The sequence below is a fragment of the Faecalibacterium sp. i21-0019-B1 genome (assembly GCF_042852915.1).
GTDB classification, from domain to species: Bacteria; Bacillota; Clostridia; order Oscillospirales; family Ruminococcaceae; genus Faecalibacterium; species Faecalibacterium taiwanense.
Genome location: NZ_AP031425.1, coordinates 206,059 through 228,014, shown reverse-complemented (window position 1 = coordinate 228,014; position 21,956 = coordinate 206,059). Strand labels below are relative to the sequence as shown.

Here is a 21,956-nt window from a genome sequence, read left to right as displayed (position 1 = left end):
CACTACTTTATGCAGTCACATGGGTGGCATTCTCTTTCACCGAATTGATCGTATTCATCAGTTCACTCCCTGTTTTGCCATCAAACAGGCGGGTAAACAGAATGGGCTGGTCAAAGGGTGGTTTCATCAGAACCGCTTTGCTTTCCACATAACCGTTCTGCTCGATGTAATGAATGACCTTCTGCACGAACGCGATCTGCTTTGCATTCAGCGATTCGTCATTGATAAATTTTGAAAATGCCTGCATGGCAGCATCGTGGTCCAGCTTTGCCACTTTACGCACCAGCAGACCAAAGGGTGTATCCCGAAACTCCCGTGCATAGTCTTCTTTGCTGCCCAGCTCACAGGTGAAGATATGTTCCAGCTCGGTATAGTCGCCCCGGGAAAGCGGAATGTTCTGGGTCAGCTTGTGGATGGCCAGCGTATCGCTGCGGTGCTCCATGATGTAGCGGTTCACACGTTCCCGGTACTCGCCGAAATCGTAGCCGGAATCCAGCGCTTTGCCCTCGGTCTGTTCCAGTACCGGGTCGGCAAGGGCCGTGTAGACAGGCTTTTGCCCCTCGCCGCCCTCCACCAGAAACTTGATAAGTTCCCGCAGTTCCTGCCGCATTTCCTCAAAGCGGAGAAGGTCATGCGAGGTCAAAAATTCGTCTGTCTGCACCTCCCGGATGAGGGGCAGCTTTGCCTGCACCTGCGGGATGGTAGCTTTCCCTTCCAGCATTGCCGCCGTGCTGCGCAGCTGTTTCTGGGCGCGGCCCAACCCCGGCAGACCTTCCAGTTCACAGAGCAGCAAGCCATACACAAAGTTATCGAACCGCTTGGCGGCCTCGTCCTTATCGTCCAGCGAGATGAGCGGTGCCACCTCTTTCATCAGAGTACCCTTGTCCGTTTCGGTCAGGCTGACAAAGGCTTCCGGCTTTTGATAGTGTTCCACGGCCTGTCGGTGCAGCCGCACGGATACCAGCTCCGGATTCAGCGCTCCCACTTCGGCACGGCAGGTCTCCGTTAAGATTTTACGCCAGTTCTGGTAGTTTTCGTCCCCATAGGCTCCATCCTGCAGCGCGGCGGCAATGCGCACCTGCTTGCAGAAAATGCTCTCGGACAGACTCTTGGTGTCCGCGCTCTCGTAGCCGTTGGGTTTCTGACGGAAAAATTCAAAGTTGCCGCAGTAGTCGAAGATCAGAAACCGCCGTTTGCCCGTATATTCGCCGTCGATGGCATCCACGCAGGCAAGGGATGGGCAGAGCCGCGTACCACGGCCGATCATCTGCCAGAACTTCGTTTTGCTGCGCACTTTTTTGAAGAACACCAGATTCACGCACTCCGGCACATCGATGCCCGTGTCCATCATATCCACCGAGACCGCAATAAACGGCGGCTTGTCCGGCTGTTTGAAGTCGTCAATGATGGACTGTGCATAGGCGTCGTCGCAGACCACCCGCTGGATGAATCCCGGGTACTGGGTCTCCAGCTGCGGGTAGAGCTTGCCAAAGCGTTCCCGGATAAACTCCGCATGGCGCTTGTTCTGGGCAAAGATGATGGTCTTGCCGATGCGGTCGCCGCCTGCCGTCTGGATGCCCCGTTCCATCAGGTCTTGCAGCACCGTGTCCACGGTGTTGGCGTTGAAGATGAATTTGTTTAGCTTTTCGGACGGGATGAAGGTGGGCAGGGTGTCGTCCTCGGCAAAATCGTCCTCGTAGCGGGCCTTATCCTCCGGTGAAAGCTGGTCGTAGTGGATGCCCTCTTCTGTGAATTTCGTCTTGACCTCGTAGTTGTAGTAAGGCACCAGCACATGGTCGGTGTAGACCGCCGTATCGTAATCGTAGGCATAGGTGGGGATGCCGTGTTCCATCTCGAAAAAATCGTAGGTGTTGCGGTCTACGTCGGTTTTCGGGGTGGCGGTCAGGCCCACCAGAACCGCATCGAAATAATCAAAAATGGCGCGGTATTTCTTGAAAATGCTGCGGTGGCTCTCGTCTACGATGATAAGGTCAAAATGCGCAGGGGAAAACAGCGGCACGCCGTCCTTGGTCTTGGCGTTGTCGATGGCGTTGAGCATGGTGGGATAGGTGGAAAACACGATGCGCGCGGCCTTATCGTCCTTGGAGGAGCAGAGGTTGCACAGCGACTGGTCGGGCAGATACTTCTTGAAGTCGTCCTTCGCCTGCTTGACCAGCGCGGTGCGGTCCGCCAGAAAGAGCACATTGGTCACATGACCGCCCCGGCTCAGCACATCGGTCAGGCTGGATGCGGTGCGGGTCTTGCCCGTGCCAGTAGCCATGACCAGCAGATTGCGCCGGAAGCCCTGCGTAATATGGGCGCAGACTGCCCGGATGGCGTTTTTCTGATAGTAGCGGTCGGTGATTTTATCGTCAATTTCGATGGTGTCCAGCAGTTTTTTCTCGGTGCGGCGGTTCATCAGCTTCTGCAAGTCGTCCTTGCAGAACACCCCGCTCACGGCACGCTGCGGGCCGCTCTGCTCATCCCAGAAATAGGTGGTGTAGCCGTTGGTGGTAAACAGCATCGGACGGCGGCCAAACTTCTGCTCCAGACAGTCCGCATAGAGCTGAGCCTGCTTGCGCCCGATGTTGGGGTCTTTGGTGCTGCGCTTGGCTTCAATGACCGCCAGCGGCAAGCCGTCTTTGCCCATCAGCACATAGTCCGCATAGCCCTTCTGCCCCAGCACGCCGTTCATGTTGTCCACTTCGTACTCGGTGCGCACATCGGCATCCGGCCCGGTGAATTTCCACCCCATGGCCTTGAGGTCGATGTCGATGATCTTCCGCCGCGTCTCGGCCTCGGTCAGGTCGGCGGCGGTGAAACTGCGGCTCTGCTGGTTCTGCTGTTTGCTGGCCGTGTACGCCGCCGAAAGGCTCTCCACCTGCTTGCGCAACGCTTCCAGCTCGGCATCCTTCTGGGACAGTAAACTTTCCTGCTCCCGGATCTTCTTTTCGTCCAGTGTTACCTTTTCGCCGGGGATGGCTGTTTCATCAAAGGAGCGCTCCACATAGTCCGTGCCGTAGCAGTAATCCACCCACTGGATGAAATCGAACAGCCCCCGCAGGCTGAACACTGCATCCGCCGCCGACACGCTGTGCCCCGTATGTACCGCCAGATTGCCCGCCTTCACGATGCTGGGCAGCACGCTCCACACATTGCGGTCCACCGCGAACCGGAAACTCGGCTCATGCAGCAGGGATTGCAGGTTGTCCTTGTAGGGCATCGTGATGGTTTTGTCTGCCGCATACACCCACTTCACCGCCAGCTCCAACGCCTTCCGGCACCCCACCGCGCACATCGCCGGGGAGGTGGAGAACACTTTCTCGGCCTCGATGGCAGAATTGGCAAAGAGGGAGTATTCGGGGCGGGTGGAGAGATAGGAGAAGTTGGACATAAAATCAGCTCCTTTTTTCTAATCCAGCAGTTTTACAGATATTTTCTGCTGTCAACTCATCTATTAAAACTCTAGCATTTTCGTTTTTCTTTTCTTCAAAATGATCATCATACTGTTCAAAATAGTCATCAAAGATAGTTTTTCCATCTTTTACACTTAGACTTCTTTGGCTGGTACTATTCACTTGAAAATAACAATCATGGTGTTCATTAAGAATATCATCATATTGTATCCAAACATATGTATTTCTTTGGAGAAGCCCTACATCCGTATAGCTATTTCCCCATAGAAGTTCTCTGTCAGCTTCATAGTATTCTTTTTGATTATTCTTAGAAAATGTAGTTAAGATAAGACCCTCGTTCGCACCCGTTTCCATGAACGAAGAAAAAAACTGCGGAACCCATATCCTTACTTTTTCAAACGGCGTAAACTTTGTATCATGATCCACACAATATGAAAAGTCTATACCACATAACACCTTAACAGAAACATTTTTACACCGCCCACCCAGATTTTCGACTTGAACAGCCACAGTAGAACCTTCTTCTTCGTTTCCGCCAATTGAGTATGCTATTTCTTGTATGGAAAAATCCGGCTGTATATCAGCCCTTGCGATTTCAACTTGTACTTTTGTTAATTGGTTTGCATACCCCGAAATAGCAATTGCACTATAAAGCATAACCACTATTTCAAGCAGCCGAAGAAAAGGTTCAGCTCTCTTGATAGATTTACCCCATCGCTCACTAGATGATTTATAATGCTTTCCCCGATATTTCATTTGCAATCCTATTTTTTCGGTTATATTATTCAGTCCAATATGGCTCTTCTTTGTAGGTTTCCTTATAAACTTTTTTAATGTACTCTTTTGCCTTTTTTATTTCCTCCATATTATCATCTAAATTTGTGATTAGTATCTGCATAATATCTGTTGTACTAATGAATTGTCCCAAAATCTCCTTTTTTAATACAGCAATAACAGAGCACCACATGTAAACAATAACCAGCGTTGGCTGGTCTTTATATTTTTCTTGCTGTAATTTTGATTGAAGCGCCAAAACTCTTCCCGTTTCTTTTCCTCCATATTTAATCGTGTTTATTTTGTTTTTGGCAATTTTGTCTATGTGAATTAGTTCATTATACCGTTTATTATATTTTTCCTTTTCCGATTGACTTAAACAGCCATTATCTTTAAATTGTGCAAGCCAAACAAGTTCTGTCCAATAATCAAAAAGAGAGCGAAGTTCTTTATCATATCCACTTTTATAAAATTCCAACTCTTTCAACTGATATGTAAATTCACGATTCCTGCGTTCTTCATTGATATTCATTTTTGCAATAATACCATCTGAAACCTTTTCCACAATGGTGTTTACCACGCTCTCTCCTGGCACTTCCATAATTTTCCCCCTCGGTTCAATTTTATTCATCTGTGTTTGTCCGCTTGTTTCTAAATTCACCATTCCTATTTCACCCAAAATATTCCTGCATCAGCGCCTTTTTCATCAATTCCAGCTTTTCAAGGCTCTGCTGTACGGTCTGCTTCTGCTGGCTTACGCGCTCTACAAAAGCGGCAAACTGGTTTTGAAGTTCAATTGGCGGCAAAATCATTTCTATTTTATTCATCGTCGAGATTGGAAGTTGCGGTTGTGCAGACCCGCTTGCAATCCGGCTTTTTATGGAATCAAGTTGCATTTTGAATTGCTCAATAAAGAAAATTTCAGAAACGACTTGTTTATTCATCCTTAGAATGCCCATTCCAGAATTGATTCGAATATTCTCATAAGGAACACTTGTATCATAAAATGCTAAATTTCCAATTGTTCCTCTTGTGGTTAAAACGACATCACCTCGACAAAGTTTTCCGTTACGCAATAGAGCGTCTTTTTCTTCCGTTATATATGTACAGTTTTCAAACGAAAACCCCTGCGCAGTGACATTCTTTGCGTTTAAAAACAAGCAAAAGCCACTATCTGAAAACTCTTCTTGTTTCGGGTAGTTTTTCCCTCTGTCGCCATCAATGATTTGACAAATAGCGGTCATTGGGCTTGCTGGCAGATTGTTTACATTATCTGCTGGATCTCCAAACATCTCCACAAACCGTGCCTTTACCAGCTCGTCCAGTTTGGCAAGCTGCTGCTTACGGAGAGAAATCAACTGCTCTAACTTCTTGAATTTTTCTGCAATTTCTTTCTGCTGGTTTACTTCAGGTAACGGGATTTCAATGCTTTCAACGATGGATTTAGAAATTTCTTTAAAAGTCGCACCACGTCCCAATGAATTGAGATAGTCTGTTTTTGATTTCAAGAAAAAATAGAGGTATTCATTATAAATCGCATCTGAGCAAATAAGGTTCTTAAATCCTTGATTGCAACACATTTCACAACCGGCAATTGCGGTTTTGCCAATCGGCGCGCGAGAAGATAAAATGACTGTTCCTGTCGGCAGATAAGACAATCCTGTTTTTTCTTTTCCCTCTTCAGTAATGTGCCGAACTGAATCCATAATGTAAAAAGTATCTTCGTTCAATTCAGCAGGTGTTATCCATTTGATGTTGCCATCCCAGTAGGACGTAACAGATGTTTTTGGTGTCGAACCAGATACAATAGTACAAACCTCTCCCAACTTCGCCATCACACCATCTCCTCCAGCTCTGCCAGACCCTTGGTGATCTCCATTTCCAGCTCATGCAGGTCAGCAAGGATCTCCGTAGTCGAGGGATACTCCACCGGCACATACTCGGTCTCTTTGTACTTATTGATGGACAGATCATACCCGTTGGCGGCAATTTCTTCTTTGGGCACAAAGAAACTCTGCTCGGTGCACTTGCGGTCAGTTTCGGCATCAAGGTTCTGAAACCGGGCGATGATGTCCGGGATATCGTTTTCCTTCACCTCGGTGCGCTTGTCGTCCAGCGAGAAGCCGTCGGCTTTCATATCGTAGAACCACACCTTATCGGTGCCGCCCGCGCCGGTCTTGGTAAACACCAGCACCGCCGTAGACACGCCTGCGTAGGGCTTGAACACGCCGGAGGGCATGGAAATGACCGCCCGCAGCTGGTGGTTTTCAATGAGTTCTTTTCGGATGCTCTGGTGCGCCTTGCTGGAACCGAACAGCACGCCGTCCGGCACAATGCAGGCGCAGCGTCCGCCGGTTTTGAGCATCCGCAGGAAGAGCGCAAGGAACAGAAGCTCCGTCTTTTTGGTGTTGGTGACAGCCTTCAAGTCGTCGTTGATGCTCTCGGCATCCACGGTGCCCTTGAACGGCGGGTTTGCAAGGCAAACGGTGTACTTGCTGCAAATGGAGTTTTGCTTCGACACGCTGTCCTTGTAGTCGATCTCCGGGTTCGTGATGGAGTGGAGCATCAGGTTCATGGCCGAAATGCGCAGCATGGTGCGGTCCGTGTCAAAGCCGGTGAACATCGGGCCGGCAAAATGCTGCCACTGCTCCGGGGTCATGCTGTCCTCGTAGTGGGCGCGGAGGTACTGCGCACTGGACACCAGAAAGCCCGCCGTGCCGCAGGCGGGGTCGCAGATGAAGTCGTCCGGCGTGGGCTGCACCAGTTCCACCATCATGTCGCGGATGTGCTTGGGCGTGCGGAACTGGCCGTTCTGCCCTGCGGTTGCCAGCTTGCCCAGCATATACTCATACAGGTCGCCCTGCATATCAAGGTCGGCAATGTCGTGGGTGTAAAGATCCTCCAGCCCAGTGATGATCTTTTGCAGCACCTGCGGCGTGGGGATCAGGAACATGGCATCGTCCATGTACCGCGCAAAGGCGGTGTTGCCCTCATCCGGGCGGGTGGGGTCGTCTGCGATCTCCACCAGCTCGCCGTTTGCGTCAAAGTCCGGCAGACGGCCATATTTCATCTTTTTGATGGCAGGGAACACCCGCTGCTGCATGGTCAGGAAAATCTCGCGGGAATCTTTATCCTTGAAGCGGCTCCACCGCATAGATTGTCCTGCTTCGCTGGCCGGGAAGATATGCTCCATCTTTTCGCCCGCCATGTTCTCAAAATCTTCGGTGGCAAGCTCTTTCTCGTCCAGTGACCGGATGAACATGAGATAGGTCAGCTGTTCAATGACGGTCAGCGGATTGGTGATGCCGCCTGCCCAGATGTCCGTCCAGATCTTGTCTACCTTATTTTTAATGGCTCCTGTTACCATGCGTTCCTCCTGAATGTTTGCCAATCGCAAACGCTTTGCATCTCGAATTTTTGGTGATAATATCACAATTTTATTATAGCAGTGTACGATTATATTTTCAATGTAGAGCGTTTAGCAGACGTGCTTTCTTGATCGCAAGGCAAGAAATTAGTGGAACGTTAAAACAGCAATTTGCGATATGCAATTCAACGCTGTTGCTGTTACATGAAGAAGTTGAATTGCTATAAAACGGTAAAGTGAATTTTACCTGCTTTGCCGTTTTTTCTTTACATCTGGACTCCAACATGCTTTTGTGCTATTCAGCGATTCCATCGCGCAGCCTGCGCTCTGCTTACCAACTGATGATCTCCGGCGGTGATGTGAAAGCCGTACAGGGAACAACACCTGTGCAGGCTGCCCCGGTTGAAGCAGAACCGGCCATCTCCGTGTCGGCACTTTTGGAGCTTCTGAAGGACGCAGACCCTGCCGTAAAAGCACAGCTCCGCTTGGCTCTGCTGACCTGAATTGCAAAAAATAGCACGAATTGCAGAGTAATTCACAGACTTACTCCATCTGACACGAAAAATGCGGACCGTGCAGAGACCGTGCAACTGGCGTACAAAAAGAAAATCCCACGAGGAATCTTACGATTCTTCGTGGGATTTTGGTGCGCTCGAGGGAACTCGAATCCCTGGCCCTCTGATTAAAAGTCAGATGCTCTACCGGCTGAGCTACGAGCGCATATTTCCGCAGTGAACATACTGCCGAATAATATTACCACAACTTGCGCAAAAATGCAAGGGTTCCCGGGCAAAAAGGCGCAAAAATCTCCTGCATCGGTGTGGGCTTCCGCTTTTCATCCGCGCAGCAGATCGAAGATGCTCCGGTGTCGGCAGCGGAAGGGGCTTCATCCCGATAACTTCCTCTTTACAAACCCGGCAAGAATCGTTACAATCAAATCAAATCCGTCTGCAGTGCGCTGCGTTTTACTGCCCAGCAGTGTGCGCCCCGCCGCGCTGCACCCGCAAACTTTTTCCCGGCTTTGGCATTCTGCCGGGCCGCGCCGATACGTTTTTTGCAGGAGGTTTTTCCTATGAAGATCACTCGCCGTACTGTTCTTCGCCTGACCGGTGCCGCTGCCGCTTCGCTGGCGCTTTCCAGCTGCAGTGCTTCCGGCAGTGCCATTCTGGGCAGCAATTTTTCCAGCTGGCTCCAGCAGACACTGGGCATCAGTTCTTCCGGCGCAGCTTCTTCTGCTGCATCCTCGGAGGACATGGCTGCTTCCTCGCTGGCAGCAAGCGAGCAGCCCGCTGCCAGTCTTGCCGCACTGCCCGCTTACGATGCCGACCCGCTGACCGGTGAGGCCAAGCGCAGCAATGGCCGTATCGTGGGCGTGATGGTGAACAACATCTCCAACACCTCCCGTCAGAACGCCCGTCCGCAGCGCGGCCTTTCCTCTGCCGATCTGCTGATCGAGTGCAAGGTGGAGGGCAGCATCACCCGCTTCTGCGCGGTGTTCCACGATGCCGACTCCATCCCGGAGATCGGCCCGCTGCGCTCTGGCCGCGACCAGTTCCTGCAGCTGCTGATGCCCTATCAGGCGCTGTACTACCACGACGGTGAGAGCGCCGCCTGCACCAAATTCATCAACGTATACAACTATTCCGGCCTGAACATCGGCGGCAAGAGCTACTTTAATACTCCCACCCATCCGCATGTGGCTCACCGCGACAGCCGGGGCCGGGATGTGGCCTATGAACACACCGAGTTCACCTCCGGCAAGGAGATCCGGCAGGCCGCTTCCAACGCGGGCATCGGCCTGAAATACGATTACGACGCCACCTTCTTCCGCTTTGCGGACTACCGCACCGGCGAGGAGAATGCCATGCAGGGTGCAGCATCCGGCAGGACGGTCAGCATCACCCACTCGGACCACTACAAGACCAGCTTCCGCTATGATCCGCAGTCCCGCACCTATAAAATGCAGATGTACAGCCGCATCTCCGGCAAGTTTGAAAACACCGTGGACGAGCTGAACGCAAAGCAGCTGAGCTTTGACAATCTGCTGGTCTGCTTTGCTCCCATCGAGCGCTATTCCGGCGACTCCGGCGATGTGCAGCAGGTAAGCTACATCTCCGGCGGCGATGCCTATTATTTCAGCCGCGGCGCTGTACAGCATGGCCGCTGGGAAAAGGCTTCGCCTGAGCATCCGCTGCTGGTCTACGACAAGACCGGTGCGCAGATGCTTTTCAACCGCGGCAAGACCTATCTTGCCATCGTGGACGACGACGAGTGGTCCAACTTCAGCTATCAGTAACGAGGGAACCGCATGAAACGCATCTGGAATCTGGCCCTTGGCACGGCGGTGCTGTGCACAGCCCTGCTGTGCGGGTGTGCGCTGTCCGGCCCCACTGCCCCGGACAGTGCAGCGCCCACCGACCCGCTGACCGGGCAGGAGCTACAGTATCCCGGCGAACGCACCGCCGCCGTGGTGATCGACAACGCCGCTTCCAGCACCACACAGTGGGGCATTGGCAGCGCATCGGTGGTGCTGGAAGCCCTGACCGAGAGCGGCCAGCCCACCAGCCTGTGCTTGGCTTATCCTTCGGTATCGGCTATGCCAACCGTCGGCCCAGTGACCCTTGGGCAGGACCTTTACTGGCGGCTGCTCAGCGGGCAGGAAGTACTGCCCATCCAGCGGGGTGCAGGGCAGTTTGCCCGCAACTATCTGGATTATTATAACCTGCGGGCCGTGGACGCGCTGGAAGTGGGCCGCAACGCCTTTTCCTGCGATGATGTCTGGAGCGGCGCGCCGCTGTGGCATACCAGCGGCGGGGAGGTCGCTTCCGTGCTGGGCAGCCTGAACCTTTCCGGCGCATTGGGCGACCACGGCAGCAGTGCTTCCTCCTCGGCCAGCACTGCCGAGGACAGCTCTGCCATTTCCGCTCTGCCCGCCCTGCTGCCGCAGGCCAAAGAGCCCCGCCTGCCGGAGCCCGGTTCCCGGGATGCCGAACAGGTGCAGATCAACTTTGCGCCCCAATGCACCACCGGTTTTGCCTACGATGCGGCCAGCGGCACCTACGGGATGCTCCGTGCCGACGGCACCGCCCAGCTGGATGCCAACACCGGCGCGCAGGCGCAATTCGACAATCTGCTGGTCCTTTACTCCGCTTCCAGCCTGCGGGACGACGGCACCACGCTGGACTACGACCTGTCCCTTGGCGGCGGTGTCTGGCTGAACGGCAGCCAGCTGTGGCACATCACATGGACGCAGGGCACAGACTCCACCTTTGCCTTTTACGATGCCGACGGCAGGCCGCTGACCATCCGCACCGGACGCAGCTACATTGCGCTGGTCTCCAGCGTGACCGGGCAGGAGCTGACGGTATTGGATTCCGCCGGGCAGAATGTGCTGAATTGACAAAACAAAAAAGACCATCTGAGGCATTTTTAACTGCATCTCAGATGGTCTTTTATTACGTTCAGGAACTCCTTCCGTCATCGCTGACGCGATGCCACTGCTCCTCTCTTTGTCACCTGCGGTGACATTTCTCCCCGGCGCGGGGAGAATCTGTCTCGGCCGGGGGAAGTCTTTCTCATGGAGGGAGGCTTTGGCAATACGGCCAAGTTTTCCTTTTCGCCAGAGGCTCCCTCTCCGAGGGAGCTGTCGAGCGTATGCGAGACTGAAGGAGTTACAGATCCACCACGCTGCCGACCTCGGCAGGAGAGGTGGGCACCACGCCCAGCACAGCGTGGTCAGTGCTGCGGTTGACCGTAAAGGTCACGCTGCGGCCCGCCGCGAAATCCGGGTGATAGGTCAGCTCCAGCGTCTGCCAGTTGTCCGGCACTGCGCAGAAGCAGTGCAGCAGCGCGCCGCGGCCTGCCGTCAGGTTCAGGGTGAACACCGAAGCATCCGCCGCGTTCTCGCCGTAGAGCGGCGCAGCAAAGCTGCCGCAGCGCACCGGCTTGCCATCGCATACAGCGGTAACGCCGGTGCCCATACTGTACAGGTCGCCAAGCGTGCACACCTCACGGCTCTGCAGATAGCTTGCGCCCACCGGCAGGGTGGATGCGGAGAGGTTTTCCACCGAGAGGTACACCAGCACATTGCCCATTTCCTGCGCAGGGGCATAGCCCAGCAGCTCCACGGCAGCTTTGCCGTCCAGCAGGGCAGGTTCGCCTGCAAGACGCGGCTGCTGTGCCGCTGCAGGTACGCCGGTGAGCAGCGCTGCCGCAAGGCTGACCGCACCGGAGCCGGCACATTTCAGGAATGACCGGCGGGAAATGGACTGGGACATGGAACTTCCTCCTAAAATAATCGTTCCCTTATACAATAAAGGATTGCGCCGCTTCTGTCAAGGGATGGGCCGAAACTGTAACCGAATCCTTATTCAAAGGCTTCGTTCTCCTCGGTCTCAGCCTGACCGCGCAGGGTATCGGCATAGCCAAAGGGCACGATGTCGATGGCTTCCACCAGACGGTCCCGCATCCACAGCTGCACATCGGTCTGCACGGTGTAGCCGCAGCCGGGGTCTGCCATCCACTGCTCCGGGCGGCGGGTGGGCACGGCGCGCTGGCTGAGCATGCTCATGATCACGCCGCCATGGGTCACACAGGCTGCTTCGGTCACATCCATGCGGATCATATACTCAAACAGCTTCATCAGGCTTTCGGCGCAGCGGGCGTGGAACTGGTCGGTAGGCTCTGCGCCTTCGGGCACATAGCCGGAGCCGGGGGTGATCCACTTTTTAAAGTCCTCGTCGTGCACCAGCTCCTTGACCGGCTTGTTCTCAAACTTGCCAAAGCCGGCCTCCCGCAGGTCGTGCACGGTAAAGGTGTGCTTTGCATCCGGGAACAGGATGTTGGCTGTTTCCACCGCGCGCAGCAGCGGGGAGGAGAACACGGTATCCACCTGCGGATACTCGAACCGCTCTTTCAGCTCATTGAGCTGAGCGCGGCCCTCGTCGCACAGAGGGATGTCGGTGCCGCTGCCGATGTACAGGCCCTGCAGGTTGCCTGCAGTCATGCCGTGGCGGATGAGATGAAGCTTGAACGTTTTCATGGATAGTGCCTCTCTTTATCGCTGTGCGGCGGCACGGGAACGGGCGGCAAAACCCGCTGCGGAGAAAAAATCTGGCAGAAAAACGTGTCGTCTGCCAGATTTTTTGCTCTTTGGCGGCAGCTACGGCCCCGCGCACGCCACAAAATGTATGCGTTAATACCTATAGTTTAGCATAGATATGGTGTCCAGAGCAAGTCTTTTGACAAAAATGACGAAAATCAACGAAAAATATCGTCACTTTTCTTGCTTTACAAAAGGTTTTCCGTTGTGTATAATCAACCTGCTGTAAACCAAAAACAAGGATGTCCCCTTACATCGAACTTTGAGGAGCCAAAAATCATGGAATTCAACCGTATCATCAAGCTGCTGCGCAAGGAACGCGGCATCACCCAGAAGCAGGCCGCCGAGGATCTTGGCGTCTCGCAGGCGCTGCTGTCCCACTACGAAAAAGGCATCCGCGAATGCGGCCTGGACTTTGTGGTGCGCGTGGCAGACTACTATAATGTTTCCTGCGATTATCTTCTGGGCCGCAGTGCAGAGCGCAACGGCATGATGCTCTCGGCAGAAGACCTTCCGAACCCGGACAAGATGAAGGACAACATCTACCACGGCAGCGTGCTGCCCACCATGAACAAAAAGCTGATCTCCAACGGCCTGAACGTGCTGTACGCCAAGATCGGCCAGTGCCACAGCAAGGCCCTTACCACCGAGGTAAGCGCCTACCTGATGATGGCCGTAGCCAAAATGTTCCGCCTGCTGTACTCGGCCGAGCCCCACAACGCCGCCAGTATGTTCAGCATCGATCCCATCCGCTGGCGCGGCTGCTCCGATGCCGTGATGCGCATGTCCGAAGCCAACGTGGAAGCCCTGCTGGACGGACAGGATGTGAACGGCGGCGAGGGCGTAAAGGACCCGGCCTGCCTGACCATGACCACGGAAAGCCTGACCCGCGAGTTCCCGCTTTATACGCCCAGCCTGTTAAATCTGGTCAAAACCAGCGAAACACATGTGAAGGGCCTTACCCACGAAGGGTGATATTCCTGTGAAAAAGCTGTAAATTCAGCCCCAAAACCCTTGCATCTTTCGGGCAGAAAGGGTATAAACAGAATAGAACATTCTGGAATACGGTTTTTCCTATCAAAAGGAGGATTTATTTTATGTCCAACTCCATTTCCCGCCGTACCTTCCTCAAGTGCACCGGCGCATCCGTTGCTGCTCTGGGCGCAGCAAGCCTGCTGGGCGGCTGCCAGCAGAATGGCAGCGCCACCATCGTGGATGTCAAGGTCGGTGATAAGGTCAGCAACTGGAACGGCCTTGGCGTTCAGCTGACCAGCCTGTTCAACATTGATACCGCACCTGCACAGGCCGGTTACGAATACATTGCTGTTCTGGTCACCGTGGTCAACCGCACCAAGAACCAGACCTTCAACATCGGCGCACAGAATCTGGCCGAGATCAATGCTGCTTATCCCGTGCCCCCGCAGGAGAACGTGGATGCAAACTTCCACGCACTGGCAGCAGCTTCTACCGATTTCTCTGCTTCCTGCGACGGCCAGAGCGTGGAGTGCGGTGCCAACATCTCGCTGTACAACTCCAACTCTCAGACCTTCTCGGATTCCACCAATCTGCCCCCGCAGGGTACCGGCTATCTGCAGCTGATGCTGATGGTCCCCAAGGGCTGGCAGCAGCTGAGCGTTACTTACATGCCCACCTTTGCAGCGGATAAGACCATGACCTTCGTCATGACCGCTGCAGACGTGACCCGCGCCTGATACGCGGCCCGCACAGGACGAAATTTCGTCGCAAAACAACGTCACAGCTCAAAATTTCATCATTTTATTTTGCCAAAAGGCATTGACATCCGGCCCGGTTTCGCCTATCTTATAGGTAATGCCGCAATGCCGTACTGATCTGCTTTTTAAAGGAGGAACGAACATGTCCTATACATTCTCCCGCCGTGACTTTATGAAATATACCGCTCTTACCGCTGTTGCCATTGCAGGTTCCGGCATGCTGACCGGCTGCTCCAACCCGAACTGTCCTGTCGGCAAGGCCGGTGACACCCTGAAGCCGGGCGACGGCATCTGTGAAGCCACTGTGCTGAACAGTGCTGGCAAAGAACCGCGTTATGATCCTAATACCAAGACCCTGACCTGCAACTTCAAGATCGTCACCAAGATCGAACTGCTGGAGATTACTGACAGCCATTTCCAGGTCGATGTTACGACTGCTGAGGGCACGAAGCACTATTATTATAATACCTCTCCTAAGCCCAGTCTGGGCGATACCGCTAACCCCAAAGCTAGCAAGGACAGCGTCACCGAGGCCACTCTGACTCTCAATCTGGATCTCTCCGGCGCTACCAAAGTAGCTGTGCTGTATACTCCCAAGCATGCCGCTACTGGTGAACCCAATGATTCCTACAATGATATCTACGGCACTTGGGATATCACCGATGCCATCAAGGATAGTATCCCTACCGCTTGATTTTATATTATGTCTAAGGCCCGCACCCGCAGGGTGCGGGTCTTTTTGCGTATGCGGGCCATTTGTATCCAAGTTTTGGGCGATATCATGTAAAATGTACAAAGTTTTTTAGTGGATTTATGCCTTGTGCACAGGTTTCTTTTCCGGTACAATAGGGTTATAAAAATGTGCAGGAGCATCGCAGCGATGCGGTGCTTTTTGTATTTGAGGGGCAACCCGGAAAACCTGAAAAGGAGTGCTGTTTCGATGATCAATATGGTAAAGCTTCCCACCAAAAAAAGTAACCTGTTCCTGCGCGTAGCAAAGGGCCACTTTGCTACCAGCCACAGCCATATCAACTATTACATCGATGTCACCACCCAGAAGTCCCGCCTTTCCGAGGCCAAGGCCGTGGCAAAGGAGCTGGTGGCCGCTTACCAGCACAGCACCATTGTGGACACCGTGCTCTGTCTGGACGGCACGCAGGTGATCGGCACCTGCCTTGCCAACGAGCTGACCAAGGACGGCTTTGCCAACATGAACGCCCACCAGACCATTTATGTGATCACCCCGGAGTACACCACCGGCAGCCAGATCATCCTGCGCGACAATCTGGCCCCCATGGTCAAGGGCAAGCATGTGCTCATTCTGGCCGCTTCCATCACCACCGGCTACACCGTGCAGGCCGCTGTGGAGGCCGTGAACTACTACGGCGGCACCGTGGCAGGCCTTTCCGCTATTTTTGCCACCACCCATGAGTGCATGGGCTATGAAGTCACCTCCATCTTTGACCCCGCCAGCCTGCCGGACTACGCCAGCTTTGACAGCCGCGACTGCCCCCTGTGCAAGGCCGGCCAGCACATCGATGCGCTGGTGAACAGCTTTGGCTATTCGGCGCTGTAACCCCTTTCAGTCTGCTCACTTTGTTCGCATCCAGCTCCCCCGAAAGGGGGAGCTTTCTTTGTGCTTCTCGTAAAATGCAAAAAGTTCTCCCTTTCGGGAGAGCTGGCATCGCACAGCGATAACTGAGAGGGTTATTTTTTCGGGAACACAAAGGGCTCGTGCAGGTACACCGCCACCAGATATGCCGTCATGAAGAACCAGATGATGGGCTCGCACAGGATGACCGCATTGTACTGGAATTTCGGGATGAACACCAGCACAAAGATCACCTTGCCCACCAGCTCGATCACGCTGGAGAACAGCGGCAGCACCTTTTGGCCAAGGCTCTGCAGCGCGTAGCGGGTGCACAGCAGCACCCCCAGAACGGCATAGAACGGTGCGTTCCACAGCAGGTACCGCGCACCGTTTTCCAGCACGATGGGTTCCGAAGAGCCGGAGATCAGCTGCACCATCCATTCCGCGCCAAAGTTCATCAGCACCACGGCGGCGACCATCACCACCACCGAGTACAGATACATCTGCCGCATTCCCCTGCGCACACGGTCGGGCTGGTTTGCGCCGCGGTTCTGGGAAACGAAGGTGGAACCGGCGTTCGCCATGGAGATGAGCGGCATCTCCGTAAAGGCAAACAGCTTGCGGGCAGCGGTGTGCCCCGCAATGGTCAGGGTGCCAAGCCCGTTGATGCCGTACTGCAGCACCACCGAACCCGCAGACACGATGCTGCTCATCAGGCCCATGGAGATGCTCTGGCTGAACAGCTCCCAGTAGAGATGACTGCCCACGGCGAAATGCTTTTTCTCCGGGATGAGGATGCACACCCTTGCCAGCACGTACAGAACGCACAGCACCACCGAGATGCCCTGTGCAATGACCGTTGCCACCGCTGCGCCCCGCACGCCCATGCCAACCCCGGCAATGAACCACAGGTCCAGCCCCACGTTCAGCACCGAGCTGATGAGCAGGAACACCAGCGGCATCACGCTGTTGCCAATGGCGCGCAGCAGGCCTGCGCACAGGTTATACATAAACATGACCACAACGCCAAGGTCGATCACGATGATGTAGCTGTAGGCATCTTCCAGAATTTCTGCCGGGGTATCCAGCAGCTGCAGCAGGGCATGCAGGCCGAAAAAGCCTGCCGTTGTAATGACCAGCGAGGCGATCAGGCCAATGACGACCGACCCCACCACCGTGCGCTTGAGCAGGTCTTCGTCCTGCGCGCCGTAGGAGCGCGCTGCAACGATGGCAAGGCCATTTCCGATACCAATGCCAAAGCCGACTAAAAGCTCGTAGATCGAGCCGCAGGAGCCAATGGCGGCAAGGGCTGTATCGCCCAGCACATTGCCCACGATCATGGTATCCACCGTGTTGTAGAGCTGCTGGAACAGGTTGGAAACCAGAATGGGCAGCATGAACAGCAGCAGGCTTTTTAAAATAGGCCCGTGCATCAGGTCTACGTTCATGTTGAAGACGCTTTTCTTTTGGGGCTGCGCGTGGGTCATAGGGTTCCTCCAAAGTTCTATTTTTACCGCAAAACAACCCTCTCAGTCTCGCTGACGCTCGCCAGCTCCCCCGAAGGGGGGAGCTTTTATGCTGCGTAAAAGAAACAGCAAAACCTCCCCCTTTCGGGGGAGGTGGCAATGCGAAGCATTGACGGAGAGGGTTATCTCCAATTTTTTACAGCTCCTGCGTCTCGAAGCCGTTGCCGGTAAGCACCTGCACGCTGGTAAAGCCTGCAGCCTTGATGGCGGCGGCAGCTTCGTCAAAGCCGTAGGTCAGGCTGTTGATATCATGAGAATCAGAAGTGATGATGACCTTGCCGCCCATCTTCTGCCACTCGCCCAGCAGCCACGGGCCGGGGTAGAAGTCCTTGCGGTAGCCGCGGTACACGCCGCCGGTGTTCACTTCCAGCAGGCAGTCGTTTGCCTTTGCGGCCTGCAGGGCCTTGAGGGCAGCGGCCTTGTAGCGGGGCGACTCTTCGTCGAAGAACTCGCCGTTGGCATTCAGCTTCTTGATGAGGTCGATGTGGGCCAGAATATCCGGCTTGAGGGCAGCCACCTTTTCCACCTCGGCAAAGTAGGCTTCCACAGCGGCAAGGGGGTCTGCGTCAAAATCATCGTTGATGCAGTCCCACAGGTCCTGCGGACGGAAGTCGATCTCGTAATACTTGCCGGTGTTCTTGCCGTATAGGTGGTGTGCGCTGCCGATCCAGTAATCGTAGCCGGTGCGCTTATCTTCGCTGAGGATATCCCACTCGATGCCGCACAGGATATCCACCTTGCCCTTGTACTCGGTCTTGAGCTTGGCAATGGTGGCCTTGTACTGGGCGGTGCGGCTGGGGCTCATGCAGTATTCGCGGTCGCGCTGGGTGTAGCTATGGCCGGTGAAGCCCAGCGTGGTCAAGCCCTGCGCACACGCAGCACTTGCCATATCCTGCAAGGTATTTTTGCCATCGCACATGGTGGAGTGGCAATGGACACTGGACTTCTTATAATCTGCCATAGATAATTCACTGCATCCTTTCCTGTTTGACCTTGTGGTCAATGACGTGACGTTTTTCCAGTTCACGGGTCACATCCTCCACCGTGATGCCGGCGCTGACCATCAGCACCAGAACATGGTAGGCAAGATCGCTGATCTCGTAAACGGTCTCTTCCTTATCCTCTTTTTCGCCCGCAATGATGACCTCGGTGCACTCTTCGCCCACCTTTTTCAGGATCTTCTCCTTGCCCTTCTCGAACAGGTAGGTGGTGTAGCTGCCCTCCTTGGGGCTATCCTTGCGGCCCTTGATGAGCTGGTACAGGCCCTGCCAGCTGAACTGCTTCAGCTCCGGCGAGACGTATACTTCGTTGAAGAAGCAGCTCTCGGCGCCGGTGTGGCAGGCGGGGCCGGATTTGACCACTTCCACCACCAGAGCATCGGCATCGCAGTCGGCGGTGATGGACACCACCCGCTGCACATTGCCGCTGGTCTCGCCCTTACGCCAGATCTCCTGACGGCTGCGGCTCCAGAACACAGTGCGGCCCTCGGCAATGGTGAGCGCCAGCGTCTCGGCGTTCATGTAAGCGAGGGTGAGCACCTCTTTGGTGTAGTGGTCCTGCACGATGGCAGGGATCAGGCCCTTTTCATCAAATTTCAGATTCATAACGGTTCTCCCTCCCCGGATGGGGATATTACTAGTTTAGCGTATTCGGTGCGCAAACGCAAGAGTTTGCGGGTTGTTTTTGCGGAAATCCAGTTTCGCGTTGCGGCTTCTCCCCGCGCCGGGGAGAAATGCCCCGGCGTTACAGCCGCATCTCCACACCGTTTGCGTTGAGGTATTCTTTCAGGTCGCGGATGGTCAGCAGCTTCTGGTGGAAGATGCCCGCCGCAAGGCCTGCGTCGATGCCCTTGTGGTGGAACAGCTCCAGAAAGTCTTCCTTTTTGCCTGCGCCGCCGCTGGCAATGATGGGCACGTTCACCCGCGCCGCAACTGCATCCAGCATCTCAAGGTCGAAGCCGCTGCGCACGCCGTCGGTATCGATGCTGTTCAGGCAGATCTCGCCCGCGCCGTGGTCCACGCACCAGCTGATCCAGTCCAGTGCATCCCGGCCGGTGTCCTCGCGCCCGCCCTTGGCGAACACCCGGAACTGGCCGTCCACCCGCTTCACATCGGCAGAGAGCACCACGCACTGGTTGCCGTAGCGCTGTGCTGCCGCCGGGATGAGGTCGGGATTTTTGAGTGCGCCCGAGTTGACGCTGACCTTGTCCGCACCGCACTTGAGCACCCGGTCGAAGTCTTCCAGCGTATTGATGCCGCCGCCCACCGTGAGCGGGATAAAAATTTCGCTGGCGACGCGGGTCAGGATATCCGTGAACAGCGCCCGGCCCTCGAAGCTGGCGGTGATATCGTAGAACACAAGTTCATCTGCACCGGCAGCGTTGTACATGCGGGCCATTTCCACCGGGTCGGCCACGTCCCGGATGCCTTCAAAGTTCGTGCCCTTGACCACGCGGCCATTGCGCACATCAAGGCAGGGAATAATGCGTTTGGTGATCATGTCGTTTCCCCTCCGTTCACTCCTGTACCAGCTGCACGCAGCGCGCAAGGTCCAGTGCGCCGGTGTACAGGCTCTTGCCTAAAATGGCAGCGGCAGTGCCCATTTTTTTCAGTTCCAGAAGCTCTGCTTCGGACGAGATGCCGCCGCTGGCCGTAAAGGCCACGCCGGGCACCTCTTTGGCAAGCGTGCGGTACAGGCCGAGGTTCGTGCCCTTCATGGCACCGTCGCAGGCAATGTCCGTGTAGATGATGGCAGTGCATCCGGCATCTGCCAGCCGCTTGCAGAAGTCCACGCCCGGCTCGGCGCTGACCTCCTTCCAGCCATGGATGGCCACATAGCCGTCCTTTGCGTCCACACCCACGGCAATTTTATTGCCGTATTTCTGCAGCATCCGGGCGGTAAAGGCAAAATCTGTCACCGCCACGCTGCCCAGGATGCAGCGGCCCACGCCGAGGGAAAGATATGTTTCAATGCGCTCCTCGGTACGGATGCCGCCGCCCACCTCAATGTATAAGCCGCCCTGCTTTGCCAGTGCGGCAATGGTATCATAGTTGGAAAGGGTGCCGTCCTTTGCGCCGTCCAGATCGACGACGTGCAGATTTTTGGCCCCCGCTGCAAGGAACTCCCGCGCCTGTGCACAGGGATCCTCGCCGTAGACGGTCATGCGGCTGTAGTCGCCCTGCGTCAGGCGCACCACCTTGCCGCCCCGCAGGTCAATGGCTGGAAAAAGCTGCATAATTTTTCTCCTTACAATTCCGCAAATGCTTTCAGAATGCGCAGGCCAGTATCCCCGCTCTTTTCCGGGTGGAACTGGGTGCCGTACACCCTGCCCGCCCGCACCGCGCCGGTGACGGGAATGGAATAACCGCTCACAGCCAGTGTACTCTCCGTACAGTTCTTGCCGTAGTAGCTGTGGACGTAATAGACGTATTCTCCCTCACGGATGTACTTGAACAGCGGGTCGTCCTTTACAATGTGCAAGGCGTTCCAGCCGATCTGCGGCACCTTCAGGCTCTTGTCCGCAAGGTCGGGCTCCAGCGGGCAGACCTCGCCCTTCACAAAGCCAAGGCCTTCGTGCTCACCGTACTCGTAGCTCTTTTCAAACAGCAGCTGCATACCGAGGCAGATGCCCAGCAGCGGCTTCCTTTCGGCTTCTTCTTTCATGACCGGTACAAGGCCCGTCGCCTCCAGCTTGGCCATGGCATCGGCAAAAGCACCCACGCCCGGCAGGATGAGCCGGTCGGCTTTGCAGATGGTGTCCGCGTCGGCGGTGACGACCGCTTCCAGCCCCAGCTGCTTCAGGCTGGACTTCAGGCTGAACAGGTTGCCCACGCCATAATCGATAATTGCGATCATACCAGCAGTCCTTTCGTGGAAGGAATTTCGTCCTTGTGGGCTTCGTCGATCTTCACGGCCGCGCCCAGTGCATGGCCTGCGCCCTTGAAGCAGGCCTCGAGGATGTGGTGTGTATTTTCTCCCGCAAATTGTACAAAGTGGACCGTGGCGGGCACGCTGCGGGCAAAGCCCAGCCAGAATTCTTTGGCACACTCCACGTCAAAATCGCCCACCTTTTCGGTGCTGCAATGGACATCCCAGTTCAGAGTGCAGCGGCCCGAAAGATCGACGGCGCACAAAATCAGCGCTTCGTCCATGGGCAGATAAAAGCTGCCGTAGCGCTGGATACCGCGCATATCGCCCAGCGCCCGTGCAAAGGCCTGACCCAGTGCAATGCCCACATCCTCGGTGGTGTGGTGGTAGTCCACCTGCACATCGCCGTGGCAGGTGAGCACTAAGTCAAAACGGCCATGACGGGCGAACAGCTCCAGCATGTGGTTCAGAAAGCCGCACCCGGTGTCCACCTCATAGCGGCCGGTGCCGTCCAGATCAAGGGTCAGGTCGATCTGGGTCTCATTGGTGTTGCGTTCCAGCGAGATCATTCGGTTCTGCAT

General features: G+C 55.1%; 21 protein-coding genes and 1 tRNA gene. 7 read left to right on the top strand and 15 right to left on the bottom strand.

The features are described 5' to 3' along the window. Positions 1–7: 7 nt before the first annotated feature. The 5 genes from ACGHP1_RS01085 to ACGHP1_RS01065 are packed head-to-tail and all read right to left on the bottom strand — an operon-like array spanning position 8 to position 7,557. Complete coding sequence (locus ACGHP1_RS01085) at positions 8–3,394, bottom strand: DEAD/DEAH box helicase family protein (RefSeq protein ID WP_390507278.1); 3,387 nt, start codon at positions 3,392–3,394, stop codon at positions 8–10. A gap of 4 nt (positions 3,395–3,398) precedes the next feature. After that, on the bottom strand, positions 3,399–4,172 hold the full coding sequence (locus tag ACGHP1_RS01080) for a hypothetical protein (RefSeq protein WP_390507276.1): 774 nt from the start codon (positions 4,170–4,172) through the stop codon (positions 3,399–3,401). A 25-nt stretch (positions 4,173–4,197) separates the two neighbouring features. Continuing rightward, on the bottom strand, positions 4,198–4,854 hold the full coding sequence (locus ACGHP1_RS01075) for a hypothetical protein (protein ID WP_390507274.1): 657 nt from the start codon (positions 4,852–4,854) through the stop codon (positions 4,198–4,200). A gap of 7 nt (positions 4,855–4,861) precedes the next feature. Next, entirely contained in the window at positions 4,862–6,025 is a 1,164-nt protein-coding gene (locus ACGHP1_RS01070) for a restriction endonuclease subunit S (RefSeq protein ID WP_390507272.1), read from the bottom strand. Then, the gene (locus ACGHP1_RS01065) at positions 6,025–7,557 is read right to left on the bottom strand and encodes an N-6 DNA methylase (RefSeq protein WP_390507270.1); all 1,533 of its coding nucleotides are present in this window, start codon (positions 7,555–7,557) and stop codon (positions 6,025–6,027) included. Before ACGHP1_RS01065 ends, ACGHP1_RS01070 begins: the two co-directional genes overlap by 1 nt. A gap of 284 nt (positions 7,558–7,841) precedes the next feature. On the opposite strand from ACGHP1_RS01065, the gene ACGHP1_RS01060 reads away from it, so the two are divergent. After that, entirely contained in the window at positions 7,842–8,060 is a 219-nt protein-coding gene (locus tag ACGHP1_RS01060) for a hypothetical protein (protein WP_242961842.1), read from the top strand. 141 nt (positions 8,061–8,201) lie between these two features. Here ACGHP1_RS01060 and ACGHP1_RS01055 read toward each other — a convergent pair. Beyond that, positions 8,202–8,277, bottom strand: a tRNA-Lys gene (locus tag ACGHP1_RS01055). Between the two features lie 352 nt (positions 8,278–8,629). Between ACGHP1_RS01055 and ACGHP1_RS01050 the strand changes: the two genes are divergently transcribed. Both ACGHP1_RS01050 and ACGHP1_RS01045 read left to right on the top strand, forming a co-directional pair. Further along, a complete protein-coding gene (locus ACGHP1_RS01050) occupies positions 8,630–9,853 on the top strand; it encodes a DUF3048 domain-containing protein (RefSeq protein WP_390507268.1) in 1,224 nt (407 codons plus the stop codon). Positions 9,854–9,865: 12 nt separating this feature from the next. After that, entirely contained in the window at positions 9,866–10,957 is a 1,092-nt protein-coding gene (locus ACGHP1_RS01045; protein WP_390507266.1) for a DUF3048 C-terminal domain-containing protein, read from the top strand. Between the two features lie 271 nt (positions 10,958–11,228). On the opposite strand, the gene ACGHP1_RS01040 is transcribed toward ACGHP1_RS01045, so the two are convergent. Both ACGHP1_RS01040 and ACGHP1_RS01035 read right to left on the bottom strand, forming a co-directional pair. Beyond that, positions 11,229–11,834: a Tat pathway signal sequence gene (locus ACGHP1_RS01040; protein WP_097774587.1), complete on the bottom strand. Its 606-nt coding sequence runs from the start codon at positions 11,832–11,834 to the stop codon at positions 11,229–11,231. An 89-nt stretch (positions 11,835–11,923) separates the two neighbouring features. Continuing rightward, complete coding sequence (locus ACGHP1_RS01035; RefSeq protein ID WP_005943629.1) at positions 11,924–12,598, bottom strand: histidine phosphatase family protein; 675 nt, start codon at positions 12,596–12,598, stop codon at positions 11,924–11,926. A gap of 339 nt (positions 12,599–12,937) precedes the next feature. Between ACGHP1_RS01035 and ACGHP1_RS01030 the strand changes: the two genes are divergently transcribed. The 4 genes from ACGHP1_RS01030 (at position 12,938) to ACGHP1_RS01015 (ending at position 15,967) form a co-directional block, all read left to right on the top strand. Then, complete coding sequence (locus tag ACGHP1_RS01030) at positions 12,938–13,633, top strand: helix-turn-helix domain-containing protein (protein ID WP_005943631.1); 696 nt, start codon at positions 12,938–12,940, stop codon at positions 13,631–13,633. Positions 13,634–13,755: 122 nt separating this feature from the next. After that, positions 13,756–14,370, top strand: coding sequence for a twin-arginine translocation signal domain-containing protein (locus tag ACGHP1_RS01025; protein WP_005943633.1), 615 nt, complete (start codon positions 13,756–13,758; stop codon positions 14,368–14,370). 163 nt (positions 14,371–14,533) lie between these two features. Beyond that, positions 14,534–15,085, top strand: a complete 552-nt coding sequence (locus ACGHP1_RS01020) for a twin-arginine translocation signal domain-containing protein (protein WP_390507263.1) — start codon at positions 14,534–14,536, stop codon at positions 15,083–15,085. A gap of 246 nt (positions 15,086–15,331) precedes the next feature. After that, complete coding sequence (locus ACGHP1_RS01015; RefSeq protein ID WP_118527625.1) at positions 15,332–15,967, top strand: phosphoribosyltransferase; 636 nt, start codon at positions 15,332–15,334, stop codon at positions 15,965–15,967. Positions 15,968–16,098: 131 nt separating this feature from the next. Here the strand turns inward: ACGHP1_RS01015 and ACGHP1_RS01010 are convergent, their stop codons facing one another. From ACGHP1_RS01010 to hisB, 7 genes are all read right to left on the bottom strand, one after another. After that, positions 16,099–17,469, bottom strand: a complete 1,371-nt coding sequence (locus ACGHP1_RS01010; protein ID WP_390507261.1) for an MATE family efflux transporter — start codon at positions 17,467–17,469, stop codon at positions 16,099–16,101. A gap of 175 nt (positions 17,470–17,644) precedes the next feature. Continuing rightward, positions 17,645–18,469, bottom strand: coding sequence for a histidinol-phosphatase HisJ family protein (locus tag ACGHP1_RS01005; RefSeq protein WP_349137612.1), 825 nt, complete (start codon positions 18,467–18,469; stop codon positions 17,645–17,647). 7 nt (positions 18,470–18,476) lie between these two features. Then, complete coding sequence (gene hisIE / locus ACGHP1_RS01000; RefSeq protein WP_005943640.1) at positions 18,477–19,112, bottom strand: bifunctional phosphoribosyl-AMP cyclohydrolase/phosphoribosyl-ATP diphosphatase HisIE; 636 nt, start codon at positions 19,110–19,112, stop codon at positions 18,477–18,479. Positions 19,113–19,251: 139 nt separating this feature from the next. Beyond that, complete coding sequence (gene hisF, locus ACGHP1_RS00995; protein WP_005943642.1) at positions 19,252–20,007, bottom strand: imidazole glycerol phosphate synthase subunit HisF; 756 nt, start codon at positions 20,005–20,007, stop codon at positions 19,252–19,254. A 16-nt stretch (positions 20,008–20,023) separates the two neighbouring features. After that, positions 20,024–20,743 carry a 1-(5-phosphoribosyl)-5-[(5-phosphoribosylamino)methylideneamino]imidazole-4-carboxamide isomerase gene (hisA, locus tag ACGHP1_RS00990; RefSeq protein WP_338427735.1) on the bottom strand — a complete coding sequence of 240 codons (720 nt, stop codon included), beginning with the start codon at positions 20,741–20,743 and terminating at the stop codon, positions 20,024–20,026. A gap of 11 nt (positions 20,744–20,754) precedes the next feature. After that, a complete protein-coding gene (gene hisH / locus ACGHP1_RS00985) occupies positions 20,755–21,363 on the bottom strand; it encodes an imidazole glycerol phosphate synthase subunit HisH (RefSeq protein WP_390507257.1) in 609 nt (202 codons plus the stop codon). Then, positions 21,360–21,956, bottom strand: a complete 597-nt coding sequence (gene hisB / locus ACGHP1_RS00980) for an imidazoleglycerol-phosphate dehydratase HisB (RefSeq protein ID WP_371288444.1) — start codon at positions 21,954–21,956, stop codon at positions 21,360–21,362. Before hisB ends, hisH begins: the two co-directional genes overlap by 4 nt.

What these genes read in the sequence shown, in the direction of transcription:
- ACGHP1_RS01045 (WP_390507266.1), top strand. Translation starts at nt 9,866, where the DNA reads ATGAAACGCATCTGGAATCTGGCCCTTGGCACGGCGGTGCTGTGCACA.
- ACGHP1_RS01040 (WP_097774587.1), bottom strand. Translation starts at nt 11,834, where the DNA reads ATGTCCCAGTCCATTTCCCGCCGGTCATTCCTGAAATGTGCCGGCTCC.
- hisH (WP_390507257.1), bottom strand. Translation starts at nt 21,363, where the DNA reads ATGATCGCAATTATCGATTATGGCGTGGGCAACCTGTTCAGCCTGAAG.
- ACGHP1_RS01070 (WP_390507272.1), bottom strand. Translation starts at nt 6,025, where the DNA reads ATGGCGAAGTTGGGAGAGGTTTGTACTATTGTATCTGGTTCGACACCA.
- ACGHP1_RS01025 (WP_005943633.1), top strand. Translation starts at nt 13,756, where the DNA reads ATGTCCAACTCCATTTCCCGCCGTACCTTCCTCAAGTGCACCGGCGCA.
- hisIE (WP_005943640.1), bottom strand. Translation starts at nt 19,112, where the DNA reads ATGAATCTGAAATTTGATGAAAAGGGCCTGATCCCTGCCATCGTGCAG.
- ACGHP1_RS01080 (WP_390507276.1), bottom strand. Translation starts at nt 4,172, where the DNA reads ATGAAATATCGGGGAAAGCATTATAAATCATCTAGTGAGCGATGGGGT.
- ACGHP1_RS01015 (WP_118527625.1), top strand. Translation starts at nt 15,332, where the DNA reads ATGATCAATATGGTAAAGCTTCCCACCAAAAAAAGTAACCTGTTCCTG.
- ACGHP1_RS01050 (WP_390507268.1), top strand. Translation starts at nt 8,630, where the DNA reads ATGAAGATCACTCGCCGTACTGTTCTTCGCCTGACCGGTGCCGCTGCC.
- hisF (WP_005943642.1), bottom strand. Translation starts at nt 20,007, where the DNA reads ATGATCACCAAACGCATTATTCCCTGCCTTGATGTGCGCAATGGCCGC.
- ACGHP1_RS01010 (WP_390507261.1), bottom strand. Translation starts at nt 17,469, where the DNA reads ATGACCCACGCGCAGCCCCAAAAGAAAAGCGTCTTCAACATGAACGTA.
- ACGHP1_RS01060 (WP_242961842.1), top strand. Translation starts at nt 7,842, where the DNA reads ATGCTTTTGTGCTATTCAGCGATTCCATCGCGCAGCCTGCGCTCTGCT.
- ACGHP1_RS01065 (WP_390507270.1), bottom strand. Translation starts at nt 7,557, where the DNA reads ATGGTAACAGGAGCCATTAAAAATAAGGTAGACAAGATCTGGACGGAC.
- ACGHP1_RS01035 (WP_005943629.1), bottom strand. Translation starts at nt 12,598, where the DNA reads ATGAAAACGTTCAAGCTTCATCTCATCCGCCACGGCATGACTGCAGGC.
- hisB (WP_371288444.1), bottom strand. Translation starts at nt 21,956, where the DNA reads ATGCAGAACCGAATGATCTCGCTGGAACGCAACACCAATGAGACCCAG.
- ACGHP1_RS01005 (WP_349137612.1), bottom strand. Translation starts at nt 18,469, where the DNA reads ATGGCAGATTATAAGAAGTCCAGTGTCCATTGCCACTCCACCATGTGC.
- ACGHP1_RS01085 (WP_390507278.1), bottom strand. Translation starts at nt 3,394, where the DNA reads ATGTCCAACTTCTCCTATCTCTCCACCCGCCCCGAATACTCCCTCTTT.
- ACGHP1_RS01030 (WP_005943631.1), top strand. Translation starts at nt 12,938, where the DNA reads ATGGAATTCAACCGTATCATCAAGCTGCTGCGCAAGGAACGCGGCATC.
- ACGHP1_RS01020 (WP_390507263.1), top strand. Translation starts at nt 14,534, where the DNA reads ATGTCCTATACATTCTCCCGCCGTGACTTTATGAAATATACCGCTCTT.
- hisA (WP_338427735.1), bottom strand. Translation starts at nt 20,743, where the DNA reads ATGCAGCTTTTTCCAGCCATTGACCTGCGGGGCGGCAAGGTGGTGCGC.
- ACGHP1_RS01075 (WP_390507274.1), bottom strand. Translation starts at nt 4,854, where the DNA reads ATGGTGAATTTAGAAACAAGCGGACAAACACAGATGAATAAAATTGAA.